Genomic DNA, 25,138 nt, shown 5'->3' with positions numbered 1-25,138 from the left:
GTCCGCGAACGAACAGAGGGAGGTGGGCGGGTGAAGACCCTGCTCATCGACAATTACGACTCGTACACGTACAACCTGTTCCAGCTGATCGCCGAGGTCAACGGCGAGGAGCCGGTGGTGGTGCGTAACGACGCCCCCGTCGACGGGATTCCGGATCTCCGGGAGTTCGACAATCTGGTGGTGTCCCCGGGCCCCGGGCACCCGGGCGACGCGCGTGACTTCGGCATCGGGACCAGGCTGCTCGCGACCTCCCCGCTTCCCGTGCTCGGCGTCTGTCTCGGCCATCAGGGCATCGCGCTCGGGGAGCGGGGGCTGGTGGGGCCGGCTCCGGAGCCGCGACACGGGCACCTCTCCACGGTCCGGCATGACGAACGGGATCTGTTCCAGGGCCTGCCGCAGCATTTCACCGCCGTCCGCTATCACTCGCTGGCCGTGCGCGAGCCGTTGCCTCCGGCGCTCGAGGCCACGGCCTGGGCGGAGGACGGCGTCCTGATGGGGCTGCGGCACCGCAGCCGGCCGCTGTGGGGCGTGCAGTTCCACCCGGAGTCCGTCCTCACGGAGTACGGCCACCGCATGCTCGTGAACTTCCGCAACCTGACCGCCGAGCGCGCCGGCAAGCTGCGCACGAAGAACACGGCGGTGCCGTCCCCCGAGGCACCGACCCGGCGCCGGACGGTGGTACCGGAGTGCGACGCGGGGGTCCGGCGACCGGCCGGGGGCCGGGGAGCGACGGTGGGGGCTGCGGCGGCGGTTGTTACGGGAGCCGGGGCGGATGCTCGGCCGGCGGCCGCTCCCGGCGCCACGGCGAGCAGCCGGACGGCGGGGGTTTCCGAGGCCGGGGCCGGCAGTCGATCGACGGCCGCTTCCACGGCCGGGGCCGGCCATCAGCCCGGGGCTGTCTCCGGCGCCGGGGCGGAACCTCGGCCGGCGGCCGCTCCCGGCGCCGCGGCGAACAGCCGGACGGCGGGGGTTTCCGAGGCCGGGGCCGGCAGTCGGACGGCGGCCGCTTCCACGGCCGGGGCCGGCCATCAGCCCGGGGCCGCGGCGGGCCCGCTGTGGGGCGGAGTTGCTCGGCCCGCGGCCGTCTTCCCCGTCTCGGCGATGGCCCGGGCGTCGGTGGAACCAGCCGACGGGGCTGTGGCGGCCGGAGACTCCGTTCCGGTCGGCGGCGCCACGCCGCCCACCGCCGCCATTCCCCGCCCCCGGCGCCCCGGACGGGTCGGCTACCGCCTGCACACCCGCCGGGTCACCGGTGCCGTCGACACCGAGGCGGCCTTCACCCGGATGTTCGCCGGGTCGCCCCGGTCGTTCTGGCTGGACAGTTCACTGGTCGAGCCGGGGCGGTCGCGGTTCTCGTTCCTGGGGGACGACAGCGGGCCGCTCGCCGAGTTCGTGCGGTACGACGTCACCACCGGGCGCTGTGAGATCGAGCGGGCCGGGCGGCCGGTGCGCAAGATCGCGGCGAGTGTCTTCGACTATCTGAAGCGGCAGTTGACGAATCGGCGGGTGGACGCGACCGGGTTGCCGTTCGACTTCACCGGGGGGTACGTCGGCTACCTCGGCTACGAGGTGAAGGCCGACTGCGGGTCGCCCAACCGGCACCGCTCCCCCACCCCGGACGCCGCCTGGCTGTTCGCCGACCGGGTGATCGCGGTGGACCACCAGGAGGGCTTCACCTACGCCGTGTGCCTGGCGGAGGACACCCCGCAGGCGGCCCGGGAGGCCGCCGACTGGCTGGAGAGCGCGCTGGCGGACCTCAGCTGCGTGGCGACGGAACGGGCACCCCTGCCCGTGACGTCGGCCCCGGCCGACCCCGGCGCCGCCGAGCCGTGGCTCGTACGCGACCGGGCGACATATCTCGCGGACATCGAGGCGTGCCGGCGGGAGTTGCGGGCCGGCACCAGCTACGAGGTCTGCCTCACGAACGCCGCCCGGTTACCCGCTCCGCCCGACGCGCTCGAGTTCTACCGGACGCTGCGCCGCGACAACCCGGCCCCGTACGCGGCGTTCCTGAGGTTCGGGGAACTGGAGGTGGCCGGTTCCTCGCCCGAGCGGTTCCTGCGGATCGGGCGCGACGGTACCGCCGAGGCCAGGCCCATCAAGGGGACCGCGCCCCGGGGCGACGGGCCGGAGGAGGACGCCCGGCTGCGGGACGCGCTCGCGTCGGACGACAAGACGCGGGCCGAGAACCTGATGATCGTCGATCTGCTCCGCAACGACCTGGGGCAGGTCTGCCGGACGGGGACGGTGCGGGTCTCCAAGCTGATGGCCACGGAGACGTACGCCACGGTGCATCAGCTCGTCTCGACGGTGGTGGGACGGCTGCGGCCGGGCACGGACGCGGTGGACTGCGTCCGGGCCTGCTTCCCCGGCGGGTCGATGACCGGCGCGCCGAAGCTGCGCACGCTGGAGATCATCGACTCGCTGGAGACCGAGGCCCGGGGCGTGTACTCCGGCGCCCTCGGCTACTTCGGGTGCGGCGGCGGCGCGGATCTGAGCATCGTCATCCGTACCGCCGTGTTCGCCGACGGCCAGCTGCAGCTGGGCGCGGGCGGTGCGATCGTGCTCGGCTCCGATCCGGAGGCGGAGTACGAGGAGATGCTGCTGAAGACCGCGGCCCCGATGCGGGCCCTGCACCAGCACACGGCCGACCGGATACGGCGGCAGGCCCCGCCGGGGGACAGAGCCGGGGCGGCCGGGGAGGCCCTGCGATGACCAGTCCGCAGGTGGAGCTGAACCCGGCCGAGGCCGCGGCGCCCGGGAACATGGCGGCCCAGCTCGCGGAGCTCGCCGAGCGGCGCGGGTGGGGCGGGCGGACCGCCTTTCACCAGGGGCACCGGGCCTGGACCCACGGGGAGGTGCACGACCTCGCGGCCCGTGCGGCCACCGTGCTCTCCGAGCACGGGGTACGCCCCGGGGACCGTGTGCTGCTGGCGCTGCCCGACTCCCTCGCCTGGGTGACGGCGTTCCTCGCCACCGCCCGTCTCGGCGCCGTCGCGGTCCTGGTCAACCCCGAACTCCCCGCGGCCGACCATGTGTTCCTGGCCGAGGACACCGGGGCCCTGCTGTGCGTGACGGGGCCGGGCCTGGAGGAGCGGTTCGCCCGCCGGTCCTGCCTCGGAGCGGATCAGCTGATGGCGCTCGCCCCGGCCGCCGAGCCCGCGACCGCCCACCAGGTCGACGCGCACGCCCCGCTCTACATCCAGTACACCTCCGGCACCACGGGCCGCCCCAAGGGCGTCGTGCACACGCACGGCGATCCGCGGACGTACCACGACCTGGTCGGCCGGCGAGTGCTGCGGATCACCGCGGACGACGTCACCCTGTCGGTGTCGAGGCTGTACTTCGCCTACGGCTTCGGCAACGCCTTCGTCTTCCCGCTGTTCTCCGGTTCGTCCGCGGTGCTGGTGGACCGGCGTCCCGGTCCGGCCACCATCGACGAGCTGGTCGCCCGGCATCGCGTGACGCTGCTCTACTCCGTGCCGTCCGCGTACGCCGCGCTGGTCGCCGAGCGGGGCAACGGGCACGAGGGCTGCTTCGCCTCGGTGCGCGCCGCGGTGTCGGCCGGCGAGGGTCTGCCGGAGGGGCTCGCACGGCAGCTGACCGCGCTGCTCGGGGCGCCGGTGCTGGAGCAGATCGGCTCCACCGAGGCCGGTCACGCGTTCTGCGCCAACGGCTTCGCCCACGACCACCCGGGCACCGTCGGCCGGCCCGTGCCCGGCTTCGAGGTGGAACTGCGGGACCGTGACGGGCGCCCGGTGCCGGACGGCGAGGAGGGCGAGATGTGGGTGCGCGGGCCGACGGTCACGCCGGGCTATCTGAACCGGCCCGAGGAGACCGCGCGGACCCTGGTGGGAGGCTGGCTGGCCACCCGCGACCGGGCCTGCCGCGAACCGGACGGCTCCTACCGGCATCTGGGCCGCGCCGACGACATGGAGATGGTCGGCGGCATCACCGTCTCCCCGCTGGAGGTGGAGGCCGTGCTGCGCGGCCATCCGGCGGTGCGGGAGGTGGCCGTCGCGGCGGTCGCGGACGGGCGGGGCGCGAGCCGGCTGCGGGCCTTCGTGGTGCCGGTCGCGTCCGTACGGGACGGTCTGTCGGACGAGCTGATCGGCCTGGCGCGGGAGAGCCTCGCCGCCTTCAAGGTCCCCCGCAGCGTCAGCTTCGTCTCGTCGCTGCCGCGCACCCCGACCGGGAAGCTCCGCCGCCATCTGGTGCGCCGGGGTGCCTGGTGAACACCACGGAAAGGAACGGCCGCATGCGAAAGTCCCAGGACCGGCCCTTGTCCCTGCCCTTGCCCTCGCTCGCCGATCGCGCCTTCTGGCTGGGACCGGTCTTCCGGCGTGCCGCCGACCGGCACGGGGCCGTCTTCGTCACCCTGGACCGGCCGCTGGACGTCAGCCCCTCCCTCGGGGTCGACCTGAGCTACACGGTGCTCGCCGACGTGGTCGAGGAGCTGTCGGGCCGGCTGTGGGAGGCCGGGGTGCGGCCCTCGGAGCAGGTCGTCGTGCACAAGGCCGACAACGTCGACATCATGCTGCTGACCTGCGCCGCCTCCAGGATCGGCGCCGTGCCCGTGCTGCTGTCGCCCGCGCTGGCCCCTCAGGTGGCCGGGCAGCTCCTCGCACGGCTGCGCCGCCCCTGGCTGATCACCGACAGCGCCACCCTGGACGGTCTGAAGGACCTCGCCCTGTCCGGGCTCGTGCGGCGGACGCTCTCCGTGGACGACGCTCCCGGGGCGGAGCCCCTGGCGAAGTACGCCGGCGCCGAGCCGCCCCCGCCGGTCCGGCTCCACCCGCGCGAACCCGCCCTGATCACCCACAGCTCGGGCACCACCGGCGTGCCGAAGCTGGCCGTGCACTGCGCGCAGACCATGTGGAACCGGCTCGTGCCGCAGCAGGCGATGGGCTGGCCCACCCGTGGCGAGCCGGCTGCGCTGCACATGTCCTTCGTGCACTCGCGCTTCTACCATCTGCTGGGCGTCCTGCTGCACTTCGGCAGCCCGCTCGTGCTGATCACCGACCCGGATCCGGCCGCGGTGGGCCCGCTGCTGGTCCGGCACCGGCCCGGGATCGTGGAGACGCATCCCAACACGTTCGTGCTGTGGGAGGAGCTGGCCGACGCGCCCGGGGCCCCGCTGTCCCGGGTCCGGTCGTACGGCTCCACGTTCGACGCGATCCATCCGCGCACCGTACGGCGGCTGCTGGGTGCCTCCCGGCGCCGTACGCCCTGGCTGATCCAGCTGTACGGGCAGAGCGAGACGGGCCCGGTGGCGTTCCAGGTGGTGACCCGGCGCGGTGCCGCCCGGGTGGACGGGCGCCGGGTCGGGATCGGGATACCCGGCTTCACCCGGGTCCGTGTCACCGACGCCGAGGGCCGACGGGTCGCGCCCGGGACGCCCGGCCGGATCGAGGCCCGCACCCGGGGCCGGATCCTCACCTACCTCGGCATGCCGGAGCGCTACGACCGTCAGCTCACCGACGGCTGGTGGGAGATGGGCGACATGGGCTACCGGAGCCGCCTGGGCGGGCTGTACCTGATCGACCGTGAGGTGGACCAGATCGACGCCGTGCACAGCAATCTGGAGGTCGAGGACGCGCTGATGTCCCGGCTGGAGGAGCTGCGCGAGGTCGTCATCGTGCCGGGCGCGGACCGCGAGCCGGTGCCGGTGGTGTGCGTGCGCGGCGAGCGGCCCCTGGACCCGGAGCGCTGGCGGCAGGCGACGGCGGGGCTGCCGGCGATGGCCGAGCCGCGGCAGTGGCGGTTCGAGGACCTGCCGATGACCGCGACGTGGAAGGTGAAGCGCGTGGAGATCGCCCGGATGCTGGCCGGCACCAGGGCCGAAGGCGCCCGGGCATGACGCCGGTCGTGGTCGTCGGCGCCGGACCCGTCGGCCTGTCGGCGGCTCTGGCGCTGCGCGGGCACGGACTCCCGGTCGTGCTGCTGGAGGCCGACCCCGAGGACCGGGAACGGCCCGGCAGCCGGGCCCTGTTCGTGCACCGGGAGACCCTGGGCCTGCTGGACGCGATGCTGCCCGGTCTCGCCGCCGAGATCACCTCGTACGGGCGGACCTGGCACACCCGGCGCACCCTCTACCGGGGACGTGAGGTCTACGCCCGCACGTTCCCGCCGCCGTCCGGTCCGCCGCCCTTCACCAGCCTGCGCCAGACCGACACCGAACGGTTCCTGCGCGCGGCCTGCGAGGGGGCCGGGGTGGAGTTCGTGTGGGGCGCCCGCGTGGCGGGCGTGAGCACCTCGGATACGGGGGTCCGGCTGACGGGTGAGGACGGGCGGGTGTGGACCGGCGCGTACGCCGTGGCCGCCGACGGCGCCCGCTCTGCGATCCGGCGCGAGCTGGGCATCCCCATGGAGGGCACGCACGGCGAGGGCTTCCACGTCGTGGTGGACGTCGCCGACGTGCCGGGCGCGGAGCTGCCGCTGGAGCGGGTCTTCCACTACGAGCATCCCGGGGTCGGCGGGCGCAGTGTGATGCGGGTGCCGTTCACCGGGGGCTTCCAGGTCGACCTGCAGTGCCGGGACGACGACGCGCAGGAGGAGTTCGGGACCGAGGAGGCCGTACGGCGCTGGCTGCCCGCGATCGTCGGGGACGGCTACGGCGAGCGGATCCTGTGGGTGTCGACGTACCGCTTCCTGCGCAAGGTGGCGGCCTCGTTCACCGATCCGCACGGGCGCGTGCTGCTGGCCGGGGAGGCGGCGCATCTCTTCCCGCCGTTCGGGGCACGCGGCATGAACAGCGGGATCGCGGACGCGGCGGCCGCCGCCGAGGCGATCGCCGCGGGGACCCGCGAGGCGGTCGCGCGCTTCGCGGAGGTGCGGCGGGCGGCGGGCCTGTTCAACAGCGCCGCCGCCGGTACGGCCCTGGACCAGCTGCGGCCGCACCGCCGTATCGTCCGGGTCAGGCAGCGGGCTGCGGCGGCCCTGGCGCCGGTGCTGCCGTGGTGCGGATCATGGCTGGAGCACGCGCCGTACGGGCCCCGGAACGGGGCACCGGCCGTCGCGGGCCGCAAGTACTGAGGAGGCCCTGGTGGTGACACGACCGGCGGTGGCGGAAGGCGTGTGGACGTGGACGCCCGGCCGTGGCCTGGCCCCCGCCCCGGACCAGGAGGCCGGGGGACGACTGCTCGTCGCGGACTCGTGGCTGCTGCGCGAGGGCCGGGTGCGGGCCTATGCCCGGCACCGGGAGCGGTTCTCGCGGTCCTGCGTCGAGTGCGGCGGGCCGGAGCCGCGCCGGCTCGTCGCGTTCTGGCAGGACGTGACCGCCGCGCTGCCGCGCACGGGTGAGTGGTTCCCGCGGGTGGAACTCGCGGCGGGCTCCCTGGAGTTGCGGCTGCTGGTGCGTCCCGCCCCGGCGCTCGGCACGGAGATCCGGCTGTGGGCGGCGGGCCAGCCCGACCCGCGGACCGTGCCCCGGCGCAAGGGCCCGGACCTGGAGACCCTGGCCCGGGTGCGTCGCCGGGCCGCAGGCGAGGGCGCGGAGGAGGCGGTGCTGATCGCGCCCTCGGGCACGGTGCTGGAGTCGGCCACCGCCAGCGTGCTGTGGTGGGAGGACGACACCCTGTGCCTGCCCCCGCCCCGGCTGCCCGTCCTGCCGGGTGTGACGGCCGGGCTCGTCCAGGAGCGGGCGCTGCGGTCCGGGATCCGGATCGCGCACCGCGAGCGGACCGTGGCCGAGTTGGACGGCCGTGAGGTGTGGCTGGTGAACGCGCTGCACGGGCTCCGGCCCGTGACGGGCTGGACGGGACGCCCGATGCGGGTGCCTCCGGCACAGCGGGCCGCGGAATGGCGGACCTGGCTGGACGGCCTCATGGAGCCGCTGCCGAGCTGAATTCGCAGAAGAACAGAAGACATGACGACGCCGGGTCGAAGGAATTCGACCCGGCGTGATTTCCGCTGTTCGTTTCAGTTCTTTCAGTCTTTCGGCACCATACGCGTGGCTATCGCGATGCGGTTGTAGGCATTGATGACGGTGGCCGCCCAGATCAACGCGGCGATCTGGTTCTCGTCGAACACCTCGGCCGCCTCGGCGTACACCGCGTCCGGGACGCGACCGTCGTGGACCAGGGTCACGGCCTCGGTCAGCGCCAGTGCGGCGCGCTCCCGCTCGGTGAAGAAAGGCGTCTCCCGCCAGGCGTTCAGGGTGTAGAGGCGCTGCTCGGTCTCGCCCTGGGCGCGGGCGTCCTTGGTGTGCATGTCGAGGCAGAACGCGCAGCCGTTGATCTGCGAGGCGCGGATCCTGACCAGTTCGAGCAGTTCCGGTTCGACCTTGGCGTCCTGCGCCGCGGAAACGGCGGCGGAGTGCAGGGAACCCATTGCGGCGGAGACGTCCGGGGTGATTTTCTTCAGGGCCACGCGGGACGGGGAAAGGCTTTCACTCATGAGGTGACCATATCCTCGGAAGCGCATTCTCGAAGGGGAATTCGCGCGATTATCCGGGCAGTACCGCGCACAGTGCGTCCAGCGCCCCGGACCAGGCGTGGTCCGGTGGTGTCCCGTAGCCGACGACCAGCGCGTCGACGGGCTCGGCGCGCGCGGCGGGGTGCTGATAGCGGGCGAGTCCGTGGACGGCGAGGCCCCGCCAGTGGGCGGCCTGGACCACGGACTGCTCGGTGCCGGGCGGCAGCCGCAGCAGGACGTGCAGACCGGCCGCGATGCCGGTAACCCGGGCCTCGGGAGCACGGGCCGCGACGGCGGCGACCAGGGCGTCCCGGCGGCGGCGGTAGCGCAGGCGGGTCGCGCGCACATGGCGGTCGTAGGCCCCGGAGGCGAGGAACTCGGCCAGGGTCAGCTGGTCCAGCACCCCGCAGGTGTCGACGCCGCCCTTCGCCGCCGCGACCTCCTCGGCGAGGCCCGGCGGCAGCACCGCCCAGGCCAGCCGCAGCCCGGGGGCGAGGGACTTGCTGGCGGTGCCCAGGTACACCGCCCGGTCGGGGTCCAGGCCCTGGAGCGCGCCCACGGGCTGCCGGTCGTAGCGGAACTCGCCGTCGTAGTCGTCCTCCAGCACCAGCCCGCCGGTGCGGCGCGCCCAGTCCACGACGGCCGCACGGCGGTCGCGGTGCAGGGGCACGCCCATGGGGAACTGGTGGGCGGGGGTGAGGAGGATCGCGTCGGCGCCGGACAACTCGCCCGGGTCCGTGCCCAGTCCGTCGAAGGGCAGCGGGACGGTGCGCAGGCCGGACGCGGCGAGGAGCCTCCAGTGCGTGTCGAGCCCGTACGACTCGACCACGACGGTCCGGGCCCCGCGTGCCCGCAGGGCCGTGCCGAGCAGCTTCAGGCCGTGCGCGAATCCGGCGCACACCACGATCCGTTCGGGGTCGGCGCGTACGCCCCGGGCCCGGGAGAGGTAGCCGGCGAGCGCGGTCCGCAGCTCCGGGCGGCCCCGGGGGTCGCCGTAGTCCAGCGCGTCGTACGGGGCGGCGGTGAGGGCGCGGCGGGCGGCCTTGAGCCACTCCGCGCGCGGGAAGGACGCGAGGTCGGGGCTGCCGGGGCGCAGGTCGTAGGCCGGGCGGGTGCGGGCGCGGGGGTGGCGTGCCGTACCGGCCGGCGGGACGACCGTCCTCGCGGCGACCCGGGTCCCCGAGCCCTGCCGGGCGGTGAGCCAGCCCTCGGCGACCAGGTCGGCGTAGGCGTCGGCGACCGTGTTGCGGGCGATGCCCAGGTCGGCGGCGAGCGCGCGGGAGGAGGGCAGCCGGGTGCCGGGGGTTAGCCGGCCGGAGCGCACCGCCTCGCGCAGGGCGTCGGTCAACCCGCGGCGCAGGCCCGGACCGGTCGGCTCCACGTGCAGGTCGATGCCCAGAGTGGCCCATGGTTCCGCCATGGAAATGGACCATACTCCTGGGCTGCTTCCTTCCTAGGGTCGAAGGCATGACGACGCACCCCGATGAGACGACGACCCCGACGAGCGTGGAGTACGCCGCCGAGCGGCCCGCCCGCCTGGAGTGGGCCAAGCACGCGCCCGACGTCTACAAGGCGATGGTCCGGCTGGAGACCGCCGCCCGGCAGGGCCTGGACCACACGCTGTACGAGCTGGTGAAGATCCGCGCCTCCCAGATCAACCACTGCGCCTTCTGCATCGACATGCACACCAAGGACGCCCTCGCGACGGGCGAGAGCGTCGAGCGGATCGTGCAGCTCGGCGCCTGGGACGAGTCGCGGCACTTCTACACGGCCAAGGAGCTCGCGGCGCTGGAGCTGACCGAGGCCGTGACGGTCCTGACGGACGGCTTCGTGCCGGACGAGGTGTACGAGCGGGCCGCCGAGCACTTCGACGAGGCGGAGCTGGCGCAGCTGATCGCCGCGATCACGGTGATCAACGCCTGGAACCGGTTCGGCGTGACCTGCCGGATGACGCCGGGGCACTACCAGCCGGGCCAGTACAAGTGACGACCCGGACCCGGCTGCTGGACCCGGCGGTCGGCGGGGCCATGTCCGCGCTCAGCAAGGTCGCCAAGCAGGGCCTCGGCGACCCGGCCCTGGCCGAACTCGTCATGATCCGCGCCTCGCAGCTCAACCACTGCGCGTTCTGCCTCGACATGCATCTCGCGATCGCCCGCGAGTACGGGGTGAGTGAGAAGCAGCTCGACCTGCTGGCCGCGTGGGAGGAGGCCGAGGACGTCTTCGACGAGCGGGAGCGGGCCGCGCTGGCGCTGACGGAGGCGGTGACTCTCCTGACGGAGGGCTTCGTGCCGGACGAGGTGTACGAGAACGCCGCCAAGCACTTCGACGAGGCCCGGCTGGCCCATCTGATCGGGCTGGTCGTCGCCATCAACAACTGGAACCGGGTGATGGTGAGCCGCCGGATCCCGCCGGGGGGTTACACGCCATGAGCAAGGCCGATGTGTTCCGCGCCCTGCACCACCACCGGGTGCCCGGCGATCCCCTGGTCCTGCCCGGCCCCTGGGACGCGGCCAGTGCCCGGGTGTTCGTGGAGGCGGGCTTCCCGGCGCTCGCCACACCCAGCGCCGGGGTCGCCGCGTCCCTGGGGTACGCGGACGGACAGACCCCGGCCGACGAGATGTTCGCCGCGGTCGCCCGGATCGTCCGTGCCGTCGACGTGCCGGTGTCGGCGGACGTCGAGGGCGGCTACGGACTCGCGCCGAAGGAGCTGGTGGAGCGGCTGCTGGAGACGGGGGCGGTGGGCTGCAATCTGGAGGACTCCGAGGACGGGGTGCTCAAGGACCCGCGCGCGCACGCCGACCGGCTGGCCGAGGTGCGGGCCGCGGCCGGCGACCGGCTGTTCGTGAACGCGCGCGTGGACACCTTCGCCTGCGGGGTCGCCGATCCCGGACGGGCCATCGAGCGGGCCGCGTTGTACGTCGCCGCGGGCGCCGACTGTGTCTACCCGATCGGGGCCCCGTACGAGGTGCTGCCCTTGCTGCGGGCCGGGATCCAGGGGCCCGTCAACGTGGGAGCCCTGACCGACGAGGGCCCCTCGCCCGCCGAACTCGGCGCGCGAGGGGCCACCCGGATCACCTTCGGGCCGGGACTCCAGCGGCGGGCCGCCCGGGCCCTGCGGGAGATCGCCGCTCAGCTGACGTAGGGCAGGTCAGGACAGCCACTTCTTCCACGTGGACTTGTGGCTGTCCACCCACTTCTTCGCCGCCTCCTCCGGGGTCATCTTCTTGTCGGCGATCAGCAGGGAGACCTCGTTCTGGTCCTCGGTCGTCCACTTGAACTTCTTCAGGAACGCCGCCGCCTTGCCGCCGTTCTTGGCGAAGTCCGCGTTGAGGTACTTCTGCAGCGGCGTGTGCGGGTAGGCGCAGGCGACCTTCTCCAGGTCGGCGTCGCAGCCCTCCTTGTACGCCGGCAGCTTCACCTCGGTCATCGGGACCTTCTTGAACAGCCACTGAGGGGAGTACCAGTAGGTGAGGAAGGGCTTCTTCTCCTTGGCGAACTGCCTCATCTGGGTGATCTGTGCCGCCTCGGAGCCGGCGAACACCACCTGGTAGTCCAGCTTCAGGTTCTTCACCAGCGCCTTGTCGTTGGTGACATAGGACGGCGAACCGTCCATCAGCTGGCCCTTGCTGCCGCTCTCCGGGGTGCGGAACTGATCGGCGTACTTGTTGAGGTTCTTCCAGTTGGTGACGTCCGGGTGCTTCTTGGCGAAGTACGTCGGGACGAACCAGCCGATGTGCCCGGTGACGCCGAGTCCGCCGCCGGGCGCGATCGTCTTCTTGTCCTTGACGTACCGCTGCTCCTGCTCGGGGTGGCCCCAGTCCTCCAGGAGCGCGTCGACGCGGCCCTGGCTGAGCGCGTCCCAGGCGGGCACCTCGTCGACCTGGACGGTGTCGACGCGGTAGCCCAGCTCGTGCTCCAGGAGGTACTGGGCGACGGCCACGTTGGCCTGCGCGCCCACCCAGGACTGCACGGACAGGGTCACGGACTTGGCGCCCTGCGCGTTGGCGAAGGGCGAGGACTGCTTGGTCATGTCGGCGGCGCCGCAGCCGGTGAGCAGCGCCAGGGAGCTCACGGCGGCGATCATGGCAGTCGTACGGACTCGCATGTCACGCTCCCTTCTTCGCGCGGCGTTCGGTGGGCTGGGTCACCCGGTCGAGCATCAGGCCGAGGCAGACGATCGCCCCGCCGGCCACCAGACCGGTCGCCAGGTCGCCCTGGGCGAGGCCGAAGACCACGTCGTAGCCGAGCGCGCCACCGCCGACCAGGCCGCCGATGACGACGACGGCGAGGACCAGGACGAGGCCCTGGTTGACAGCGAGCAGCAAGGCCGGGCGGGCCAGCGGGAGCTGGACCTGCCTCAGCTGCTGCCAGCTGGTCGCGCCGAGCGAGCCGGAGGCCTCCAGCGCGGCCGGGTCGACCTGGCGCAGGCCCTGGGTGGTGATCCGGACGACGGCCGGCAGCGCGTACACGATCGCGGCCGCGACGGCCGGGGCGCGGCCGACGCCGAACAGGGCGACGACCGGGATCAGGTACACGAACTGCGGCATCGTCTGGAACACGTCCAGGACCGGGCGCAGCAGCCGCTCCAGGCGGTCGCTGCGGGCTGCGGCGATACCGACGGCGAAGCCGACGACGAGGGTGACGGCGACGGCCGCGAGGACCTGCGACAGGGTGTCGAGGGACGGCTTCCAGACGCCGAGCACGCCGATCGCGGCCATGGCGAGGACGGCGGTGAGCGCGGTGCGCCAGGTGCCGATCACCCAGGCCAGGGCGGCGACGATCAGCAGGACGCCCCACCAGGGCAGCGTCTGCAGGCCGTCACGCATCGGGTCGAGGACCCAGGTGGTGAAGTGGCCCGCCCAGTCGGCGGTGCCGCCGATCACGGGGACGCCGGAGTAGAGGTGCGCGGTCATCCAGTCGACCGCGCGGTTGACGGGCTCGGCGATGCCGACGACCCACGACTCGGGCCAGTCGAGCCGGCCGACGAGGCGCCCGGCGACCGCCACGGCGGCGAAGGCGACCAGGGCGTACAGCCAGCCGAGCCCGCGCCGGGGCTCCGGTTCGGCGCCGAGCCGCTCCCCCGCCGCGCCCGTGACTCGGTCCAGGACGACGGCCAGCAGCACGATCGGGATACCGGCGGCGAGCGCGGCACCGACGTCGACCGAGGCCAGTGCCTGGTAGACGCGGTCACCGAGACCGCCCGCGCCGATGACGGCCGCGATGACGGCCATCGACAGCGCCATCATGATCGTCTGGTTGAGGCCGAGCAGGAGTTCCTTGCGGGCCAGCGGGATACGGGCCGTCAGCAGCCGCTGGCGTGCGGTGGAGCCGAGTGACTCGACCGCCTCCAGCACCTCCTTGTCGGCGCCGCGCAGACCGAGCGAGGTCAGGCGGGCCATGGGCGGGGCGGCGTAGATGACGGTGGCCAGGACGGCCGCCGGGACGCCGATGCCGAAGACCAGCACCACCGGCAGCAGATAGGCGAAGGCCGGGAGCACCTGCATGGTGTCCAGGACCGGGCGCAGGAGGCGGTCCATCCGGTCGGACAGCCCGGCGGCGAGCCCGAGCAGCGCGCCCACCACGACCGACGCGAGGACCGCGACGACCATCAGGGCGAGCGTCTGCATGGTGGGCACCCACATGCCGAGCAGGCCGCAGGCCAGGAACGCGACGCCCGTGCCGAGCGCGAGCCGGATGCCGGCGACGCGCCAGGCGACCAGCGCGCCCAGGGCGGTGACGCCCGCCCAGCCGACGGCCAGGAGGCCGAGGTAGACGGCTCGTACGGCGATGACGACGACGTTGCTGACGTGGCCGAAGAAGTACAGGAACAGCGGGTGGCTGTCGCGGTTGTCGATGATCCAGTCGCTGGCCTTGGCGAGCGGCTCGGAGAAGTCGACGGTCAGGGCGGTGGGCCAGCTGCCGCTCGCCCAGCGGGCGTTGGCCAGGGGGACGAGGATCGCGGCGGCCAGGGCGAGGAGCAGCAGCTTGTGCACGGCCCGGTGCTTGAGGAGGCCGGGCAGGCCGACCCGGGGCGGGTTCGCGGTGATGGTCGCCATCACACCGCCTCCTTGGACTTCTCCGTCCCGGGCGGAGCTGGCTGCTCCGTGCCGGCGACGACACCGAGCAGCGTGTCGGAGTCGACCATCCCCACGCACCGGCCGTCGTCCACGACCCGGGCCGGAGCGCCGGCGCGGGCGACGGCCTCGATCGCCTCGGAGACCGTCGCGTCGGGCCGCACCGCCGGTCCGCTGCCGTCCAGGTCCGCCGAGGGGTTGCGCATGGCCGTACGGACGGTGAGGACCTGCTCGCGCGGGACGTCCCGGACGAACTCGCGGACGTAGTCGTCGGCGGGCGAGCCCACGATCTCCTCGGGCGTGCCGAGCTGCACGACCCGGCCGTCGCGCATCAGGGCGATGCGGTCGCCCAGCTTGAGGGCCTCCTGGAGGTCATGGGTGATGAAGACCATCGTGCGGCCCTCCTCGCGGTGCAGCCGGATCACCTCCTCCTGCATCTCCCGCCGGATGAGGGGGTCGAGCGCGCTGAACGGCTCGTCGAAGAGCAGGACCGCGGGGTCGACGGCGAGCGCGCGGGCCAGGCCGACGCGCTGCCGCTGGCCGCCGGAGAGCTGGCTGGGGCGGCGGTGCTCCATGCCTTCCAGACCGACCTTGGCGACGACCTCGGCGGCGCGCTCACGCCGCTCGGCCTTGCCCATGCCCTGGATCTCCAGGCCGTAGGCGACGTTGTCGAGGACGGTGCGGTGCGGCAGCAGGCCGAAGTGCTGGAAGACCATGGCGGCGCGGTGGCGGCGCAGTTCGCGCAGCCGGGAGCGGTCCATGGCGCGGACGTCCTCGCCGTCGATGGCGATGGTGCCGGCCGTCGGCTCGATGAGCCGGGTCAGACAGCGCACCAGCGTGGACTTGCCGGAGCCGGACAGGCCCATGACGACGAAGACCTCGCCCTTGCGCACATCGAAGCTGACGTCGCGGACGGCGGCCGTGCAGCCGGTGCGCGAGCGCAGCTCGGCGGGGTCGAGGGCGGTGAGCTCGGGGTCGGCGGGGACGCGCTCGGCCTTGGGGCCGAACACCTTCCACAGGCCCTCCACCGAGAAGACGGGGGTGGTGTCCATGCTCTGCTCCTCTGTGGGGGGTTCGAGGGTCGGGATCTCGGTCACCGGTCACCACCACCGATCAGCTCGGCGGCCTTCTCCCCGACCATGAGCACGCCGATCATCGGGTTCACGGTGGTCATGGTGGGGAACACGGAGGCGTCCGCGATGCGGATGCCCTCCAGGCCGCGGACGCGCAGCTCGGGGTCGACGACCGCGAGCCGGTCGTCGCTGTCGCCCATCTTGCAGGTGCCCGCGGGGTGGTAGACGGTGTGCGCGACCTTGCGGGCGTACTCGCTGAGCTCCGCGTCGTCGGTCACGTCCGGGCCGGGCGCCACCTCGCGCTTGAGCCATCCGGCCAGCGGCTCGGTCTTGGCGATCTCACGGGCGATCTTGATGCCGTCGACGAGGGTCTGACCGTCGTAGTCGTCCTCGTCGGTGAAGTAGCGGAAGTCCAGGGCCGGCTTGACCTCGGGGTCGGCGCTGGTCAGGTAGAGCCGGCCGCGGCTCTTCGGCTTGGGGATGTTCGGGGTCATCGAGACGCCGAACTCCGGCCGCTGGTAGCCCAGTCGCTCCGGGTTGTCCGTGAACGGGATCTGGTAGAAGTGGAACATCAGGTCGGGGTGCGGCTGTTCGGGGTCCCGGCGCACGAACAGGCCCGCGTCGGAGTCCATCGCGGAGTTCTCCGGGATGGGGCCGTTGGTCTCCCACACGATCACCGACTCGGGGTGGTCGAGCAGGTTCTCGCCGATGCCCGGCAGGTCGTGCGTCACGGGTATGCCGAGCCGCTCAAGGTCCGCCTTCGGGCCGATGCCGGAGTGCATCAGCAGCCGGGGCGAGTCGACCGCGCCGGCACAGAGCAGGACCTCGTTGCGGGCCTTGACGAGGATCTCCTCGCCGTCCTTGGTGCGGACGTGCACGCCCTCGGCGCGGTTGCCGTCCAGCTCCAGCTTGTACGCCCAGGTCTCCAGCAGGATCGTCAGGTTGGGCCGCTCGTCCATGACCGGGTGCAGATACGCCACCGACGCCGAGGAGCGCTTGTTGTTCTCGGGGTGGTAGGCGAGGTCGAAGAAGCCGACGCCCTCGGTGAACGGCTTCTTGTTGAAGCCCTCCACGCGCGGCACGTTCAGCGCCGCCTGGGCCGCGTCGACGAAGTCGCGGGCGATGGCGTTCCGGTCCTTCTCGTCGACCGGGACGACGTTGTTGAGCAGGCGCGCGAAGTACGCCTCCATCTGCACCGCGCCCCAGCCCTTGGCGCCGGCGGCCTCCCACTCGTCCCAGTCGGCCGGCAGCGGCTTGAAGGCGATCAGGGTGTTGTGCGAGGAGCAGCCGCCCAGGACCCGGGCGCGGCTGTGCCGGATATGCGAGTTTCCGCGTGGCTGCTCGGTGGTCGGGTAGTCGTAGTCGAGCTCGCCGCCCAGCAGGCCCATCCAGCGGCGCAGGGTCAGCACGTCGTCGCGGCCGACGTCGCTGGGGCCGCCCTCGATGACGGCGACGGTGACGTCGGGGTTCTCGGTCAGGCGGGAGGCAATGACGGAACCTGCGGTTCCGCCTCCTATCACGACATAGTCGTACTCATGACTGGTGTGGGACATGGCGTACTTGCTCCAGAGGGGATGAACCAGCGGGGACGAAGAGGTCGGGTCCGAAGGGTGAGGGAGGTCAGCCCGCGAACCAGCGCACCGGCTTCGGAGCGAGGTTCTGGTAGACGTGCTTGGTCTCTCGGTACTCGGCGAGTCCGGCCGGGCCGAGTTCCCGGCCCACTCCGCTCTTGCCGAAGCCGCCCCACTCCGCCTGCGGCAGGTAGGGGTGGAAGTCGTTGATCCAGATCGTGCCGTGACGCAGCCGGCCGGCCACCCGCCGGGCGCGGCCCGCGTCGGAGGTCCAGACACCGCCGGCGAGGCCGTACTCGGTGTCGTTGGCGAGGGTGACGGCCTCGTCCTCGGTGCGGAAGGTCTCGACGGTGAGGACCGGCCCGAAGACCTCCTCCCGGATGACACGCATCTCGCGGTGGCAGTGGTCGAGGACGGTCGGCTCGTAGAAGTAGCCGTTCTCGGGGCGCTGCGGGGACGGCTCGGGGCGCTTGCCGCCGGAGCGCAGCACCGCGCCCTCCTTGAGGGCGGACTCGACGTACATCTCGACCTTGGCGCGCTGCTGCTCGGAGACGAGCGGGCCGCACTCGACCCCGTCCTCGGTGCCGCGGCCGAGCCGGATCCTCTCGGCACGGCGGGCGAGTTCGGCGACGAAGCGGTCCCGGATCGACTCCTCGATGATGAGGCGGGCACCGGCCGAGCAGACCTGGCCGCTGTGGATGAAGGCGGCGTTGAGGGCCTGGTCGACGGCGGTGTCGAAGCCCTCCTCGGTGGCGCAGGCGTCGGCGAAGACGACGTTGGGGTTCTTGCCGCCGAGTTCGAGGGCGACCTTCTTGACGCCGGGAGCGGCGGCCTGGGCGACCTTGGTGCCGCTGACCAGACCGCCGGTGAAGGAGACCAGGTCGACGTCGGGGTGCTCGGAGAGCCGCGCGCCGACCGAGTGGCCGGGCCCGGTGACGATGTTGGCGACGCCGGCGGGCAGCCCGGCCTCGACCAGCAGCTCGATGACCGCGATGGTCGTCATCGGCGTGATCTCGCTCGGCTTGATGACGAAGGTGTTGCCCGCCGCGAGCGCCGGGGCGATCTTCCAGCTGGCCTGCAGCAGCGGGTAGTTCCAGGGCGTGATCATCGCGCAGACGCCGATGGGCTCGTGCACGACGACGCTGTGGACATCGGGCGAGCCCGCGTCCACGACCCGGCCGGGAGCCTCGCCCGCGACCAGGTCGGCGAAGTAGCGGAAGGCGTCGGCGACACAGTCGATGTCGACGCGGCCCTCCTCGACGGTCTTGCCCGCGTCCTGGGCCTCCAGCCGCCCGAGCTGCTCGCGGTCGCGCACCAGCAGGTCGGCGACGCGCCTCAGCAGCGCGGCGCGCTCGGTGACGGGCGTGCGGGGCCACTCGCCCTCGTCGAAGGCGCGCCGGGCGGCGGCGATCGCCAGGTCGGTGTCCTTCTCGTCGCCTTCCGCGACCACGGCGAACGGCTGCGCGTCCGCGGGGTCGAGGATCTCCCGGGTGGCGCCGGAGACGGCAGCACGCCACTCCCCTCCCGCGTGGATGGTGCTGCGCGCCTGAAGTACGTTGCTTTCCGCCATGACCGCTTTCGCCTTCCGTTCCTGATCAGCGCCCTTGTGTCACAGGTGTGTCACTAAGAGACCGAGTGCGCCTGCCCTCGACCCCCGGATGCATGCGCGATCCGTGGCCGAAAGTGCGCTGCGTCACTGAAAATGCGGGCAAACAGGGGCGAAACACTCGCTGATCAGATGCGGCTGACGTCAGGTCGTCCGAGGTCGGAAGCCCTCCGGGGGGTCTTCGCCCACGCGCCCGTCGATCGACTCGCGCAGGAGGTCGGCGTGGCCGACGTGGCGGGCGTACTCCTCGATGAGGTCGACCAGCAGCCGCCGCACGCTCGGTGACCGGCCGTCCCGGGTCGTGAAGGCGGCGAGGCGGCCGGCGTCGCTCTCCGCGAGCACCTCCCGCAGATTCGCCCGGGACCGCAGCACGGACTCCGTCCACAGTGTGTACAGCTGCTCGGGCGGGTCCCCGGCGGCCGAGCTCCACTCCCAGTCCGGCTCGGCGTCCCAGTCCACCGCGTCCCACGGCGGCGCGGGCTCCCTCCCCAGCAGCCGCACGGACAGGTAGTGGTCCTCGACCAGGGCGAGATGCTTGAGCAGCCCGCCCAGCGTGACGGCCGAGGAGGCCACCCGCGCGCTCAGACCGGTCTCGTCCAGCCCCTCGCACTTCCAGGCGAACGTCCTGCGCTGGCGCTCCAGGGAGCCGACCAGCGTGTCGGCCTCGTCGCCCGCGAGCGGCGGCTCCAGCGGTATCTCGGCCACGACCCGTTCCACGTCCGGTGTCATGCCGCGAAGACTACGACCCGGAACAGCCGACAGGCCCCGCACCGGCCGAAACCGGTGGGGGCCTGCGCGGAGAGGCTCCGGTCAGATGAGGCCGAGGCCGCGGACCGCCTCGCGCTCCTCCTCGAGCTCCTTGACGGAGGCGTCGATCCGGGCGCGGGAGAACTCGTTGATGTCCAGGCCCTGGACGATGTCGTACTTGCCGTCCTTGGTGGTGACCGGGAAGGAGGAGATCAGGCCCTCCGGGACGCCGTACGAACCGTCCGACGGGATGCCCATGGAGACCCAGTCGCCGTCGGCGGTGCCGTTGACCCACGAGTAGACGTGGTCGATGGCGGCGTTCGCGGCGGAGGCGGCCGACGAGGCGCCACGGGCCTCGATGATGGCGGCGCCGCGCTTGGCGACGGTCGGGATGAAGTCCTCGGCCAGCCACTTCTCGTCGTTCACGACCTCGGCGGCGTTCTTGCCGGCGACCGTGGCGTGGAAGATGTCCGGGTACTGGGTGGCGGAGTGGTTGCCCCAGATGGTCAGCCGCTTGATGTCGGCGACGGTCGAGCCGGTCTTCTTCGCGAGCTGCGTCAGCGCGCGGTTGTGGTCGAGGCGGGTCATGGCCGTGAACCGCTCGGCCGGTACGTCCGGCGCGGCGGCCTGGGCGATCAGGGCGTTGGTGTTGGCCGGGTTGCCGACGACCAGGACCTTGATGTCGTCCGCGGCGTGGGCGTTGATGGCCTGGCCCTGCGGCTTGAAGATGCCGCCGTTGGCCTCGAGGAGGTCACCGCGCTCCATGCCCTTGGTACGGGGGCGGGCGCCGACGAGCAGCGCGACGTTGGCGCCGTCGAAGGCGACGTTCGGGTCGTCCGAGATCTCGATGCCCTGCAGGAGCGGGAACGCACAGTCGTCCAGCTCCATGGCCGTGCCCTCGGCGGCCTTGAGCGCCGGGGTGATCTCGAGGAGGCGCAGCTTGACCGGCACGTCCGGGCCGAGCAGCTGACCGGAGGCGATGCGGAAGAGCAGGGCGTAACCGATCTGGCCGGCCGCGCCGGTGACGGTGACGTTCACGGGAGTGCGGGTCATGGCGTTCTCCGTATGACAGCTGGCGGTGGGGCGGTCCCTGCCCCGGACGTTTGATCGATCTCTTGGTATCAAGAGATCCACCGGCGGTCAGGCTATCGCGCATCCGGTATCTCGCACGGCCGGGTCGGTGTGGCCCACCCCACAACCCGTCCGGGGCCCGTGCAAAAGGCGGCCGCCCGTCCGGGAGAGGTGGACTGAGGCGGCCGCCGGGGGGAACCGACCGTGCCGGACTCCCGTGGGGGTACGGTTCGCGTGCCCCCGATTCCCCCGGCCATTCCTCCGTCTCCGAAATTCGTTCGGACGGGTCCGACGACCGGGCCGTCCGGCGCCGGATGCCACGTCGGCCGCGGCGCCGTCGTGGCCGGTCGCGCAGTTCCCCGCGCCCCTGGAAGGCGCTGCCGACAGGCACCTTCCAGGGGCGCGGGGAACCGCGCGAACAACCCCCACCGGCCCGCACCCGCCGTCCGGGGCACCGCGTGTCGGCGCCCGATCAAGTCCCTTGGGGCGGCGAGCCGGGGCAGGCCGCCCGCGACGCCGCCCGGCGGCCTACTCCGTGCAGCCCTGCTGGCCCGATGCCAAGGTCGCGCAGGCCTTGGCGTCGGTGGCGTTCTTCACCGCCACCATCGGGGTGTACGCGATCGCGTCGCCGGCGACGGTGATGCTTCCGGTCTGCTTCGCCTTGCCCACGCTGATCTGGACCTCGTCGCCCTGTGTCGCCTGGGTGACACGGCCCCAGGCCGCCTTGCAGGTCTCGCTGTAGCGGACCTCCACGACGGTGTTGCCGACGGTCGCGGTCTGCGCCGTGGTGACCAGGTCACCACTGCACCCCATGCTCTCCGCGTCCTTGCCGGTGCAGCTGTCGCCGCTGCACTTCACACCGGGCGGCAGGTCCGGGTTCGTGGTGGCGCTCGGCGTGGGCGACTTGGCATTGCCCTTGGCCTCGTCGTCGCCACCGCCGCCGGTGAGATAGAACGCGCCGGCGATCACCACGAGCACGCCCACGACACCCGCGAGGAACGTCACGGTCCGCCGCTTGCCCCCGGCGGGCCCCTTCGCCCGGCCCCGGGAGGCATCCCGCGGCGACCGGTCGTACGAGCCGCCGCCCGAACCCGGCGTCCGGGCGGGCCCGTCGGGCACCCCGGCGGGAGTGCCGCCACCCGCACCCGGCCGGGAACCGCTGCCGGTGCCGAGTCCACTGCCGGTGCCGGTGCCACTGCCGGTGCCGGTGCCGGTGGAGCGACTGCCCGACGGCGACGGCCCCTGGTACCCGGCTATGCCCCACGAGTTGACCCCGGTCGCACCGCCCCGGCCACCGTCCTCCCGCACACCACCGCTGGTGGAGGAGTCCTGGACCTCGGGCGCCGTCGGCTGCGGCGGCACGGTCGGGGCCACTCCGGCCGGCCCCGCGATACCCGGCGTGACCGTGGCGCTGCCGCTCCTTCGGGCGGGCTTGTCGTCGCCCCCGGACGCCGACTTGCCCGAAGCGGTCTTGCCGCCGGAGGCCGTCGTACCGCCGCTCTTGGAGCCGGCCGAAGGGTCGCCGAAGTCCTGCCCGCCGAACTCCCCGAGCGCGGCGCGCGCCTGGGAGATCCGGATGGCCTCCATCGTCATGTCGTGCCGCATCTCCGAGCGGCTCCAGGCGCGCTCGGCGAGCTCCCACATGGTGGTCAGGTGCAACGGGTTGGTCCCGGTGACCTCGGCCAGCGCCACGATCGCGCCCTTGGGCGCGAGCAGCCGGCCGTTCAGATAACGCTCCCACGACGTCTTGCTGTAACCCGTGCGGTCCGCCAGCGACGCGATGCTCAGACCACTGCGGTCCACGAGCCTGCGCAGCTGGCTGGTGAACTCCCTGATCTGTGGATCGAGCTCATCCGGCAAGGCCCTCCAACGAGGCATTGCTTCCCCCTCTTCCCCCCGGTCGTGCCGGTCGTGCTGATATGTCCCGCGCTGTTCGCCCCGCGCGTTGGCGGCCTCGTCCGAGTCCCCGTTCTGGATACCCACAGGGATGCGCACACTCAGGATCTCAGTTCCCTGACTGGGGGCGCACAGAAGCATGGAGACCGCGCGCGATACCCCCCGGACCGTCCTGATTGTCCACGCCAACCCCGTTGTCGCACCACTTCGTGCGTAATCCGCCAGAGGAAGTACCGGAACTGTCACCTCCGTGCCACAGCGCTCTGACAGCCGTTGAACAGGCCGTTCGCCGTGCAGGAGGGTGGTTCGTGGCGGCGGCCCGTCCTTCCTCGGGGGAGAGGACGGACCGCCGTCCGGTCATCCGCTGGTGACCGTGAAGTGCAGCGTGTCCTTCAGGAACGGGATCTGGAGCCACGGCTCCGGCTGTGCCATCAGCGCCAGCAGGACGATCACCAGGCCCAGCACGCCGTAGGTGACCATGTCCGTGAAGCGGGAGCGGACGGCGAGCATGCCGACGTCCGGCAGCAGCCAGCGCATCACGCCACTGCCCAGCAGGGCGACGCCGATCAGCAGCGTCCCGAGCCGGAACTGGTCGAAGGCGGTCACCAGCAGCCCGAGCCCCACCAGCCCCAGCACGGCGAGAACGGGCCACTGCCGCACGGGCGCGGGCGCGTCCCCGGACACGGCCCGGCCGCCGCCCTCGGGCCGTGCGGTGTCCTTGGTGAACAGCGGGAACCGCCGGGTGACCCGCCGCGGCCGCCCCTCGGCGTCGGGCGCGCTGACCGGATCCCGGACGGTGAGGTCGTCCTGGTCCGGGTCCTGCCCGCCCGGCTCGGCCGGAGCGCTCGGATCCGCCTGCCCGTCCTCGACGCCCCGGCCGGCCTCGGCGGCCTCCGCGCTCAGACCGGCCCGGGCGCTCTCCACGCTCCCGCCGCCCGCCGCGCTCCGCGCGCTCCGCTCAGCCGACACTGCGCTCCGCCGCCTCGACCACGTTGACGAGCAGCTGGGCACGGGTCATCGGGCCGACTCCGCCGGGGTTCGGGGAGATCCAGCCGGCGACCTCGGCCACGTCGGGGTGGACGTCGCCCACGATCTTGCCCTCGGCGCTGCGGGAGACACCGACGTCGAGGACGGCCGCGCCCGGCTTGACGTCCTCGGCGCGGATCAGATGGGCGGAACCGGCCGCGGCGACGATGATGTCCGCGCGCTTGAGGTGCGCCGACAGATCACGCGTGCCGGTGTGGCACTGGGTCACCGTCGCGTTCTCGCTGCGCCGCGTCAGCAGCAGCGGCATCGGCCGGCCGATGGTCACGCCCCGGCCGACCACCACGACCTCCGCGCCCTTGATCTCCACGCCGTAGCGGCGCAGGAGGGTCAGCACGCCGTTCGGGGTGCAGGGCAGCGGGGCCGGCTCGTTCAGGACCAGGCGGCCGAGGTTCATGGGGTGGAGCCCGTCGGCGTCCTTGTCCGGGTCCATCAGTTCAAGGATGCGGTTCTCGTCGATGCCCTTGGGGAGCGGGAGTTGCACGATGTACCCGGTGCAGGCCGGGTCCTCGTTCAGTTCGCGGACGGCCGCCTCGATCTCCTCCTGCGTGGCCGTCGCGGGCAGCTCACGCTGGATGGAGGCGATACCGACCTGCGCGCAGTCGCGGTGCTTGCCCGCGACGTACTTCTGGCTGCCGGGGTCGTCCCCGACCAGGATCGTGCCGAGGCCGGGCGTGACGCCCTTCTCCTTCAGCGCCGCCACGCGGGCGGTCAGATCGGACTTGATCGCGGCTGCGGTGGCCTTGCCATCGAGAATCTGGGCGGTCATGCCCCCATCCTCGCGGATGACCCGCCCACGGTTCCAATCCGGCCACAATCCGGGCACCGAGGGCCCCTCCTCCCGTATCCGCCCATGATCAGCGATGTTGCACTTGCACAACACATCGGGAATGCGGCTGGACAAGCCAGTCACCGGTGCAGAACGATGACATGACAAGTGCCGCGGGCAGTTCAACGGGGGGACGGTCGCAATCTGAAGTACTTCTCCTCCGTGCGGATGCCCCGCGTCGTCCCCGCACTCGGAACCAACGGAGGAAAACCAGCCATGAGCTACGGCGACCCGAACAACCCCTACGGCGCTCCCCAGGGACAGCCGCAGCAGCCGGGCTACGGCACCCCGCAGCAGGGCCAGGCGCCCGGATACGGCTACCCGCAGGCCCCTCCGGTGTCCCCCTACGGCGCCGGCCCCGCCGCGCCGACCACGATGGCGGGCTCGGTGAGCGCGGCCCGCGCGATGATGTGGGTGATCGTCGGTCTGCAGGTCGTCGGCGTGGCGCTCATGGCCTTCGCCGCCGCGGCCCTCAACGCCGCCAAGGACGACGAGTCCCTCCAGGACAACACCGCCTTCCAGGACCTGGTCGGCCAGTCGACCGGCGTGATCTGGGGCTACGTCGTGTTCGGCCTGGCCTGGCTCGTGTTCGGCGCGGTCCTGGCGACGAAGTTCAAGTCCGGCGGCAACAGCGCCCGGATCACCATCCTGGTCTTCGCCATCATCACGGCCGTCCTCGGCATCTACCCGTTCGTCATCATCGGCCTGGTGCACACCATCCTGGCCATCCTGGTCGCGGTGTTCGTCGGCAACGCCAACGGCAAGGCCTGGTTCAACCGCCCCCGTTACTGAACCTCCCCCGGCGACCGGAC

At 72.6% G+C, this 25,138-nt stretch carries 21 protein-coding genes; 9 read left to right on the top strand and 12 right to left on the bottom strand.

The features are described 5' to 3' along the window. Nucleotides 1-30: 30 nt before the first annotated feature. The 5 genes from pabB to OHU35_RS26630 are packed head-to-tail and all read left to right on the top strand — an operon-like array spanning nt 31 to nt 7,846. Entirely contained in the window at nt 31-2,715 is a 2,685-nt protein-coding gene (gene pabB, locus OHU35_RS26650; RefSeq protein ID WP_405507160.1) for an aminodeoxychorismate synthase component I, read from the top strand. Then, complete coding sequence (locus tag OHU35_RS26645) at nt 2,712-4,235, top strand: AMP-binding protein (protein WP_405507158.1); 1,524 nt, start codon at nt 2,712-2,714, stop codon at nt 4,233-4,235. Before pabB ends, OHU35_RS26645 begins: the two co-directional genes overlap by 4 nt. Nucleotides 4,236-4,258: 23 nt before the next feature. Then, nucleotides 4,259-5,860: a class I adenylate-forming enzyme family protein gene (locus OHU35_RS26640; protein ID WP_405507156.1), complete on the top strand. Its 1,602-nt coding sequence runs from the start codon at nt 4,259-4,261 to the stop codon at nt 5,858-5,860. Beyond that, nucleotides 5,857-7,035: an FAD-dependent monooxygenase gene (locus OHU35_RS26635; protein ID WP_405507154.1), complete on the top strand. Its 1,179-nt coding sequence runs from the start codon at nt 5,857-5,859 to the stop codon at nt 7,033-7,035. The genes OHU35_RS26640 and OHU35_RS26635 overlap by 4 nt, the downstream gene beginning before the upstream one ends. 13 nt (nt 7,036-7,048) lie before the next feature. Continuing rightward, a complete protein-coding gene (locus OHU35_RS26630; RefSeq protein ID WP_189723277.1) occupies nt 7,049-7,846 on the top strand; it encodes an aminotransferase class IV in 798 nt (265 codons plus the stop codon). 83 nt (nt 7,847-7,929) lie between these two features. Here OHU35_RS26630 and OHU35_RS26625 read toward each other — a convergent pair whose 3' ends face one another. Then, nucleotides 7,930-8,397, bottom strand: coding sequence for a carboxymuconolactone decarboxylase family protein (locus tag OHU35_RS26625; RefSeq protein ID WP_189722797.1), 468 nt, complete (start codon nt 8,395-8,397; stop codon nt 7,930-7,932). 49 nt (nt 8,398-8,446) lie between these two features. Continuing rightward, complete coding sequence (locus OHU35_RS26620; RefSeq protein ID WP_405507152.1) at nt 8,447-9,835, bottom strand: PLP-dependent aminotransferase family protein; 1,389 nt, start codon at nt 9,833-9,835, stop codon at nt 8,447-8,449. 47 nt (nt 9,836-9,882) lie between these two features. On the opposite strand from OHU35_RS26620, the gene OHU35_RS26615 reads away from it, so the two are divergent. The 3 genes from OHU35_RS26615 to OHU35_RS26605 are packed head-to-tail and all read left to right on the top strand — an operon-like array spanning nt 9,883 to nt 11,557. Then, a complete protein-coding gene (locus tag OHU35_RS26615) occupies nt 9,883-10,401 on the top strand; it encodes a carboxymuconolactone decarboxylase family protein (protein WP_405507150.1) in 519 nt (172 codons plus the stop codon). Beyond that, on the top strand, nt 10,398-10,844 hold the full coding sequence (locus tag OHU35_RS26610) for a carboxymuconolactone decarboxylase family protein (protein ID WP_405507148.1): 447 nt from the start codon (nt 10,398-10,400) through the stop codon (nt 10,842-10,844). Before OHU35_RS26615 ends, OHU35_RS26610 begins: the two co-directional genes overlap by 4 nt. Then, the gene (locus OHU35_RS26605; RefSeq protein ID WP_189722793.1) at nt 10,841-11,557 is read left to right on the top strand and encodes an isocitrate lyase/phosphoenolpyruvate mutase family protein; all 717 of its coding nucleotides are present in this window, start codon (nt 10,841-10,843) and stop codon (nt 11,555-11,557) included. Before OHU35_RS26610 ends, OHU35_RS26605 begins: the two co-directional genes overlap by 4 nt. A 6-nt stretch (nt 11,558-11,563) precedes the next feature. Here OHU35_RS26605 and OHU35_RS26600 read toward each other — a convergent pair whose 3' ends face one another. The 10 genes from OHU35_RS26600 to OHU35_RS26555 form a co-directional block, all read right to left on the bottom strand. Beyond that, nucleotides 11,564-12,520, bottom strand: coding sequence for an ABC transporter substrate-binding protein (locus OHU35_RS26600; protein ID WP_189722792.1), 957 nt, complete (start codon nt 12,518-12,520; stop codon nt 11,564-11,566). A gap of 1 nt (nt 12,521) precedes the next feature. Beyond that, nucleotides 12,522-14,471, bottom strand: coding sequence for an ABC transporter permease (locus OHU35_RS26595; protein WP_405507146.1), 1,950 nt, complete (start codon nt 14,469-14,471; stop codon nt 12,522-12,524). Next, on the bottom strand, nt 14,471-15,541 hold the full coding sequence (locus OHU35_RS26590; RefSeq protein ID WP_189722790.1) for a glycine betaine/L-proline ABC transporter ATP-binding protein: 1,071 nt from the start codon (nt 15,539-15,541) through the stop codon (nt 14,471-14,473). The genes OHU35_RS26595 and OHU35_RS26590 overlap by 1 nt, the downstream gene beginning before the upstream one ends. A gap of 41 nt (nt 15,542-15,582) precedes the next feature. Further along, on the bottom strand, nt 15,583-17,115 hold the full coding sequence (locus OHU35_RS26585; RefSeq protein WP_405507144.1) for a GMC family oxidoreductase: 1,533 nt from the start codon (nt 17,113-17,115) through the stop codon (nt 15,583-15,585). A 67-nt stretch (nt 17,116-17,182) separates the two neighbouring features. Next, nucleotides 17,183-18,703 (bottom strand): aldehyde dehydrogenase family protein, encoded by a 1,521-nt coding sequence (locus OHU35_RS26580; RefSeq protein ID WP_405507142.1) that lies wholly within the window; start codon nt 18,701-18,703, stop codon nt 17,183-17,185. A 180-nt stretch (nt 18,704-18,883) separates the two neighbouring features. Continuing rightward, nucleotides 18,884-19,468 (bottom strand): DinB family protein, encoded by a 585-nt coding sequence (locus OHU35_RS26575; RefSeq protein WP_359887084.1) that lies wholly within the window; start codon nt 19,466-19,468, stop codon nt 18,884-18,886. A gap of 81 nt (nt 19,469-19,549) precedes the next feature. Further along, the gene (locus tag OHU35_RS26570; protein WP_189722787.1) at nt 19,550-20,539 is read right to left on the bottom strand and encodes a malate dehydrogenase; all 990 of its coding nucleotides are present in this window, start codon (nt 20,537-20,539) and stop codon (nt 19,550-19,552) included. A gap of 546 nt (nt 20,540-21,085) precedes the next feature. Further along, entirely contained in the window at nt 21,086-22,417 is a 1,332-nt protein-coding gene (locus OHU35_RS26565) for an XRE family transcriptional regulator (RefSeq protein WP_229872856.1), read from the bottom strand. Nucleotides 22,418-22,810: 393 nt separating this feature from the next. Beyond that, the gene (locus OHU35_RS26560; protein WP_189722785.1) at nt 22,811-23,422 is read right to left on the bottom strand and encodes a DUF3017 domain-containing protein; all 612 of its coding nucleotides are present in this window, start codon (nt 23,420-23,422) and stop codon (nt 22,811-22,813) included. Continuing rightward, nucleotides 23,412-24,266, bottom strand: coding sequence for a bifunctional methylenetetrahydrofolate dehydrogenase/methenyltetrahydrofolate cyclohydrolase (locus tag OHU35_RS26555; protein WP_086602564.1), 855 nt, complete (start codon nt 24,264-24,266; stop codon nt 23,412-23,414). Before OHU35_RS26555 ends, OHU35_RS26560 begins: the two co-directional genes overlap by 11 nt. Before the next feature lie 276 nt (nt 24,267-24,542). On the opposite strand from OHU35_RS26555, the gene OHU35_RS26550 reads away from it, so the two are divergent. After that, entirely contained in the window at nt 24,543-25,118 is a 576-nt protein-coding gene (locus OHU35_RS26550) for a hypothetical protein (RefSeq protein WP_189722784.1), read from the top strand. Nucleotides 25,119-25,138: the final 20 nt, after the last annotated feature.

Origin of the sequence: Streptomyces purpurascens (assembly GCF_045040895.1) — a bacterium.
In the GTDB taxonomy this organism is placed as follows: Bacteria; Actinomycetota; Actinomycetes; order Streptomycetales; family Streptomycetaceae; genus Streptomyces; species Streptomyces purpurascens.
The sequence above is the reverse complement of the archived record's forward strand: the minus strand, read 5'-3'. Positions and strand labels throughout refer to the sequence as shown.

Excerpts from the sequence above, each read along its gene's own strand:
- OHU35_RS26645 (WP_405507158.1), top strand. The coding sequence starts at position 2,712 with ATGACCAGTCCGCAGGTGGAGCTGAACCCGGCCGAGGCCGCGGCGCCC.
- OHU35_RS26640 (WP_405507156.1), top strand. The coding sequence starts at position 4,259 with ATGCGAAAGTCCCAGGACCGGCCCTTGTCCCTGCCCTTGCCCTCGCTC.
- OHU35_RS26635 (WP_405507154.1), top strand. The coding sequence starts at position 5,857 with ATGACGCCGGTCGTGGTCGTCGGCGCCGGACCCGTCGGCCTGTCGGCG.
- OHU35_RS26625 (WP_189722797.1), bottom strand. The coding sequence starts at position 8,397 with ATGAGTGAAAGCCTTTCCCCGTCCCGCGTGGCCCTGAAGAAAATCACC.
- OHU35_RS26620 (WP_405507152.1), bottom strand. The coding sequence starts at position 9,835 with ATGGCGGAACCATGGGCCACTCTGGGCATCGACCTGCACGTGGAGCCG.
- OHU35_RS26615 (WP_405507150.1), top strand. The coding sequence starts at position 9,883 with ATGACGACGCACCCCGATGAGACGACGACCCCGACGAGCGTGGAGTAC.
- OHU35_RS26605 (WP_189722793.1), top strand. The coding sequence starts at position 10,841 with ATGAGCAAGGCCGATGTGTTCCGCGCCCTGCACCACCACCGGGTGCCC.
- OHU35_RS26600 (WP_189722792.1), bottom strand. The coding sequence starts at position 12,520 with ATGCGAGTCCGTACGACTGCCATGATCGCCGCCGTGAGCTCCCTGGCG.
- OHU35_RS26595 (WP_405507146.1), bottom strand. The coding sequence starts at position 14,471 with ATGGCGACCATCACCGCGAACCCGCCCCGGGTCGGCCTGCCCGGCCTC.
- OHU35_RS26590 (WP_189722790.1), bottom strand. The coding sequence starts at position 15,541 with ATGGACACCACCCCCGTCTTCTCGGTGGAGGGCCTGTGGAAGGTGTTC.
- OHU35_RS26585 (WP_405507144.1), bottom strand. The coding sequence starts at position 17,115 with ATGTCCCACACCAGTCATGAGTACGACTATGTCGTGATAGGAGGCGGA.
- OHU35_RS26580 (WP_405507142.1), bottom strand. The coding sequence starts at position 18,703 with ATGGCGGAAAGCAACGTACTTCAGGCGCGCAGCACCATCCACGCGGGA.
- OHU35_RS26575 (WP_359887084.1), bottom strand. The coding sequence starts at position 19,468 with ATGACACCGGACGTGGAACGGGTCGTGGCCGAGATACCGCTGGAGCCG.
- OHU35_RS26570 (WP_189722787.1), bottom strand. The coding sequence starts at position 20,539 with ATGACCCGCACTCCCGTGAACGTCACCGTCACCGGCGCGGCCGGCCAG.
- OHU35_RS26555 (WP_086602564.1), bottom strand. The coding sequence starts at position 24,266 with ATGACCGCCCAGATTCTCGATGGCAAGGCCACCGCAGCCGCGATCAAG.
- OHU35_RS26550 (WP_189722784.1), top strand. The coding sequence starts at position 24,543 with ATGAGCTACGGCGACCCGAACAACCCCTACGGCGCTCCCCAGGGACAG.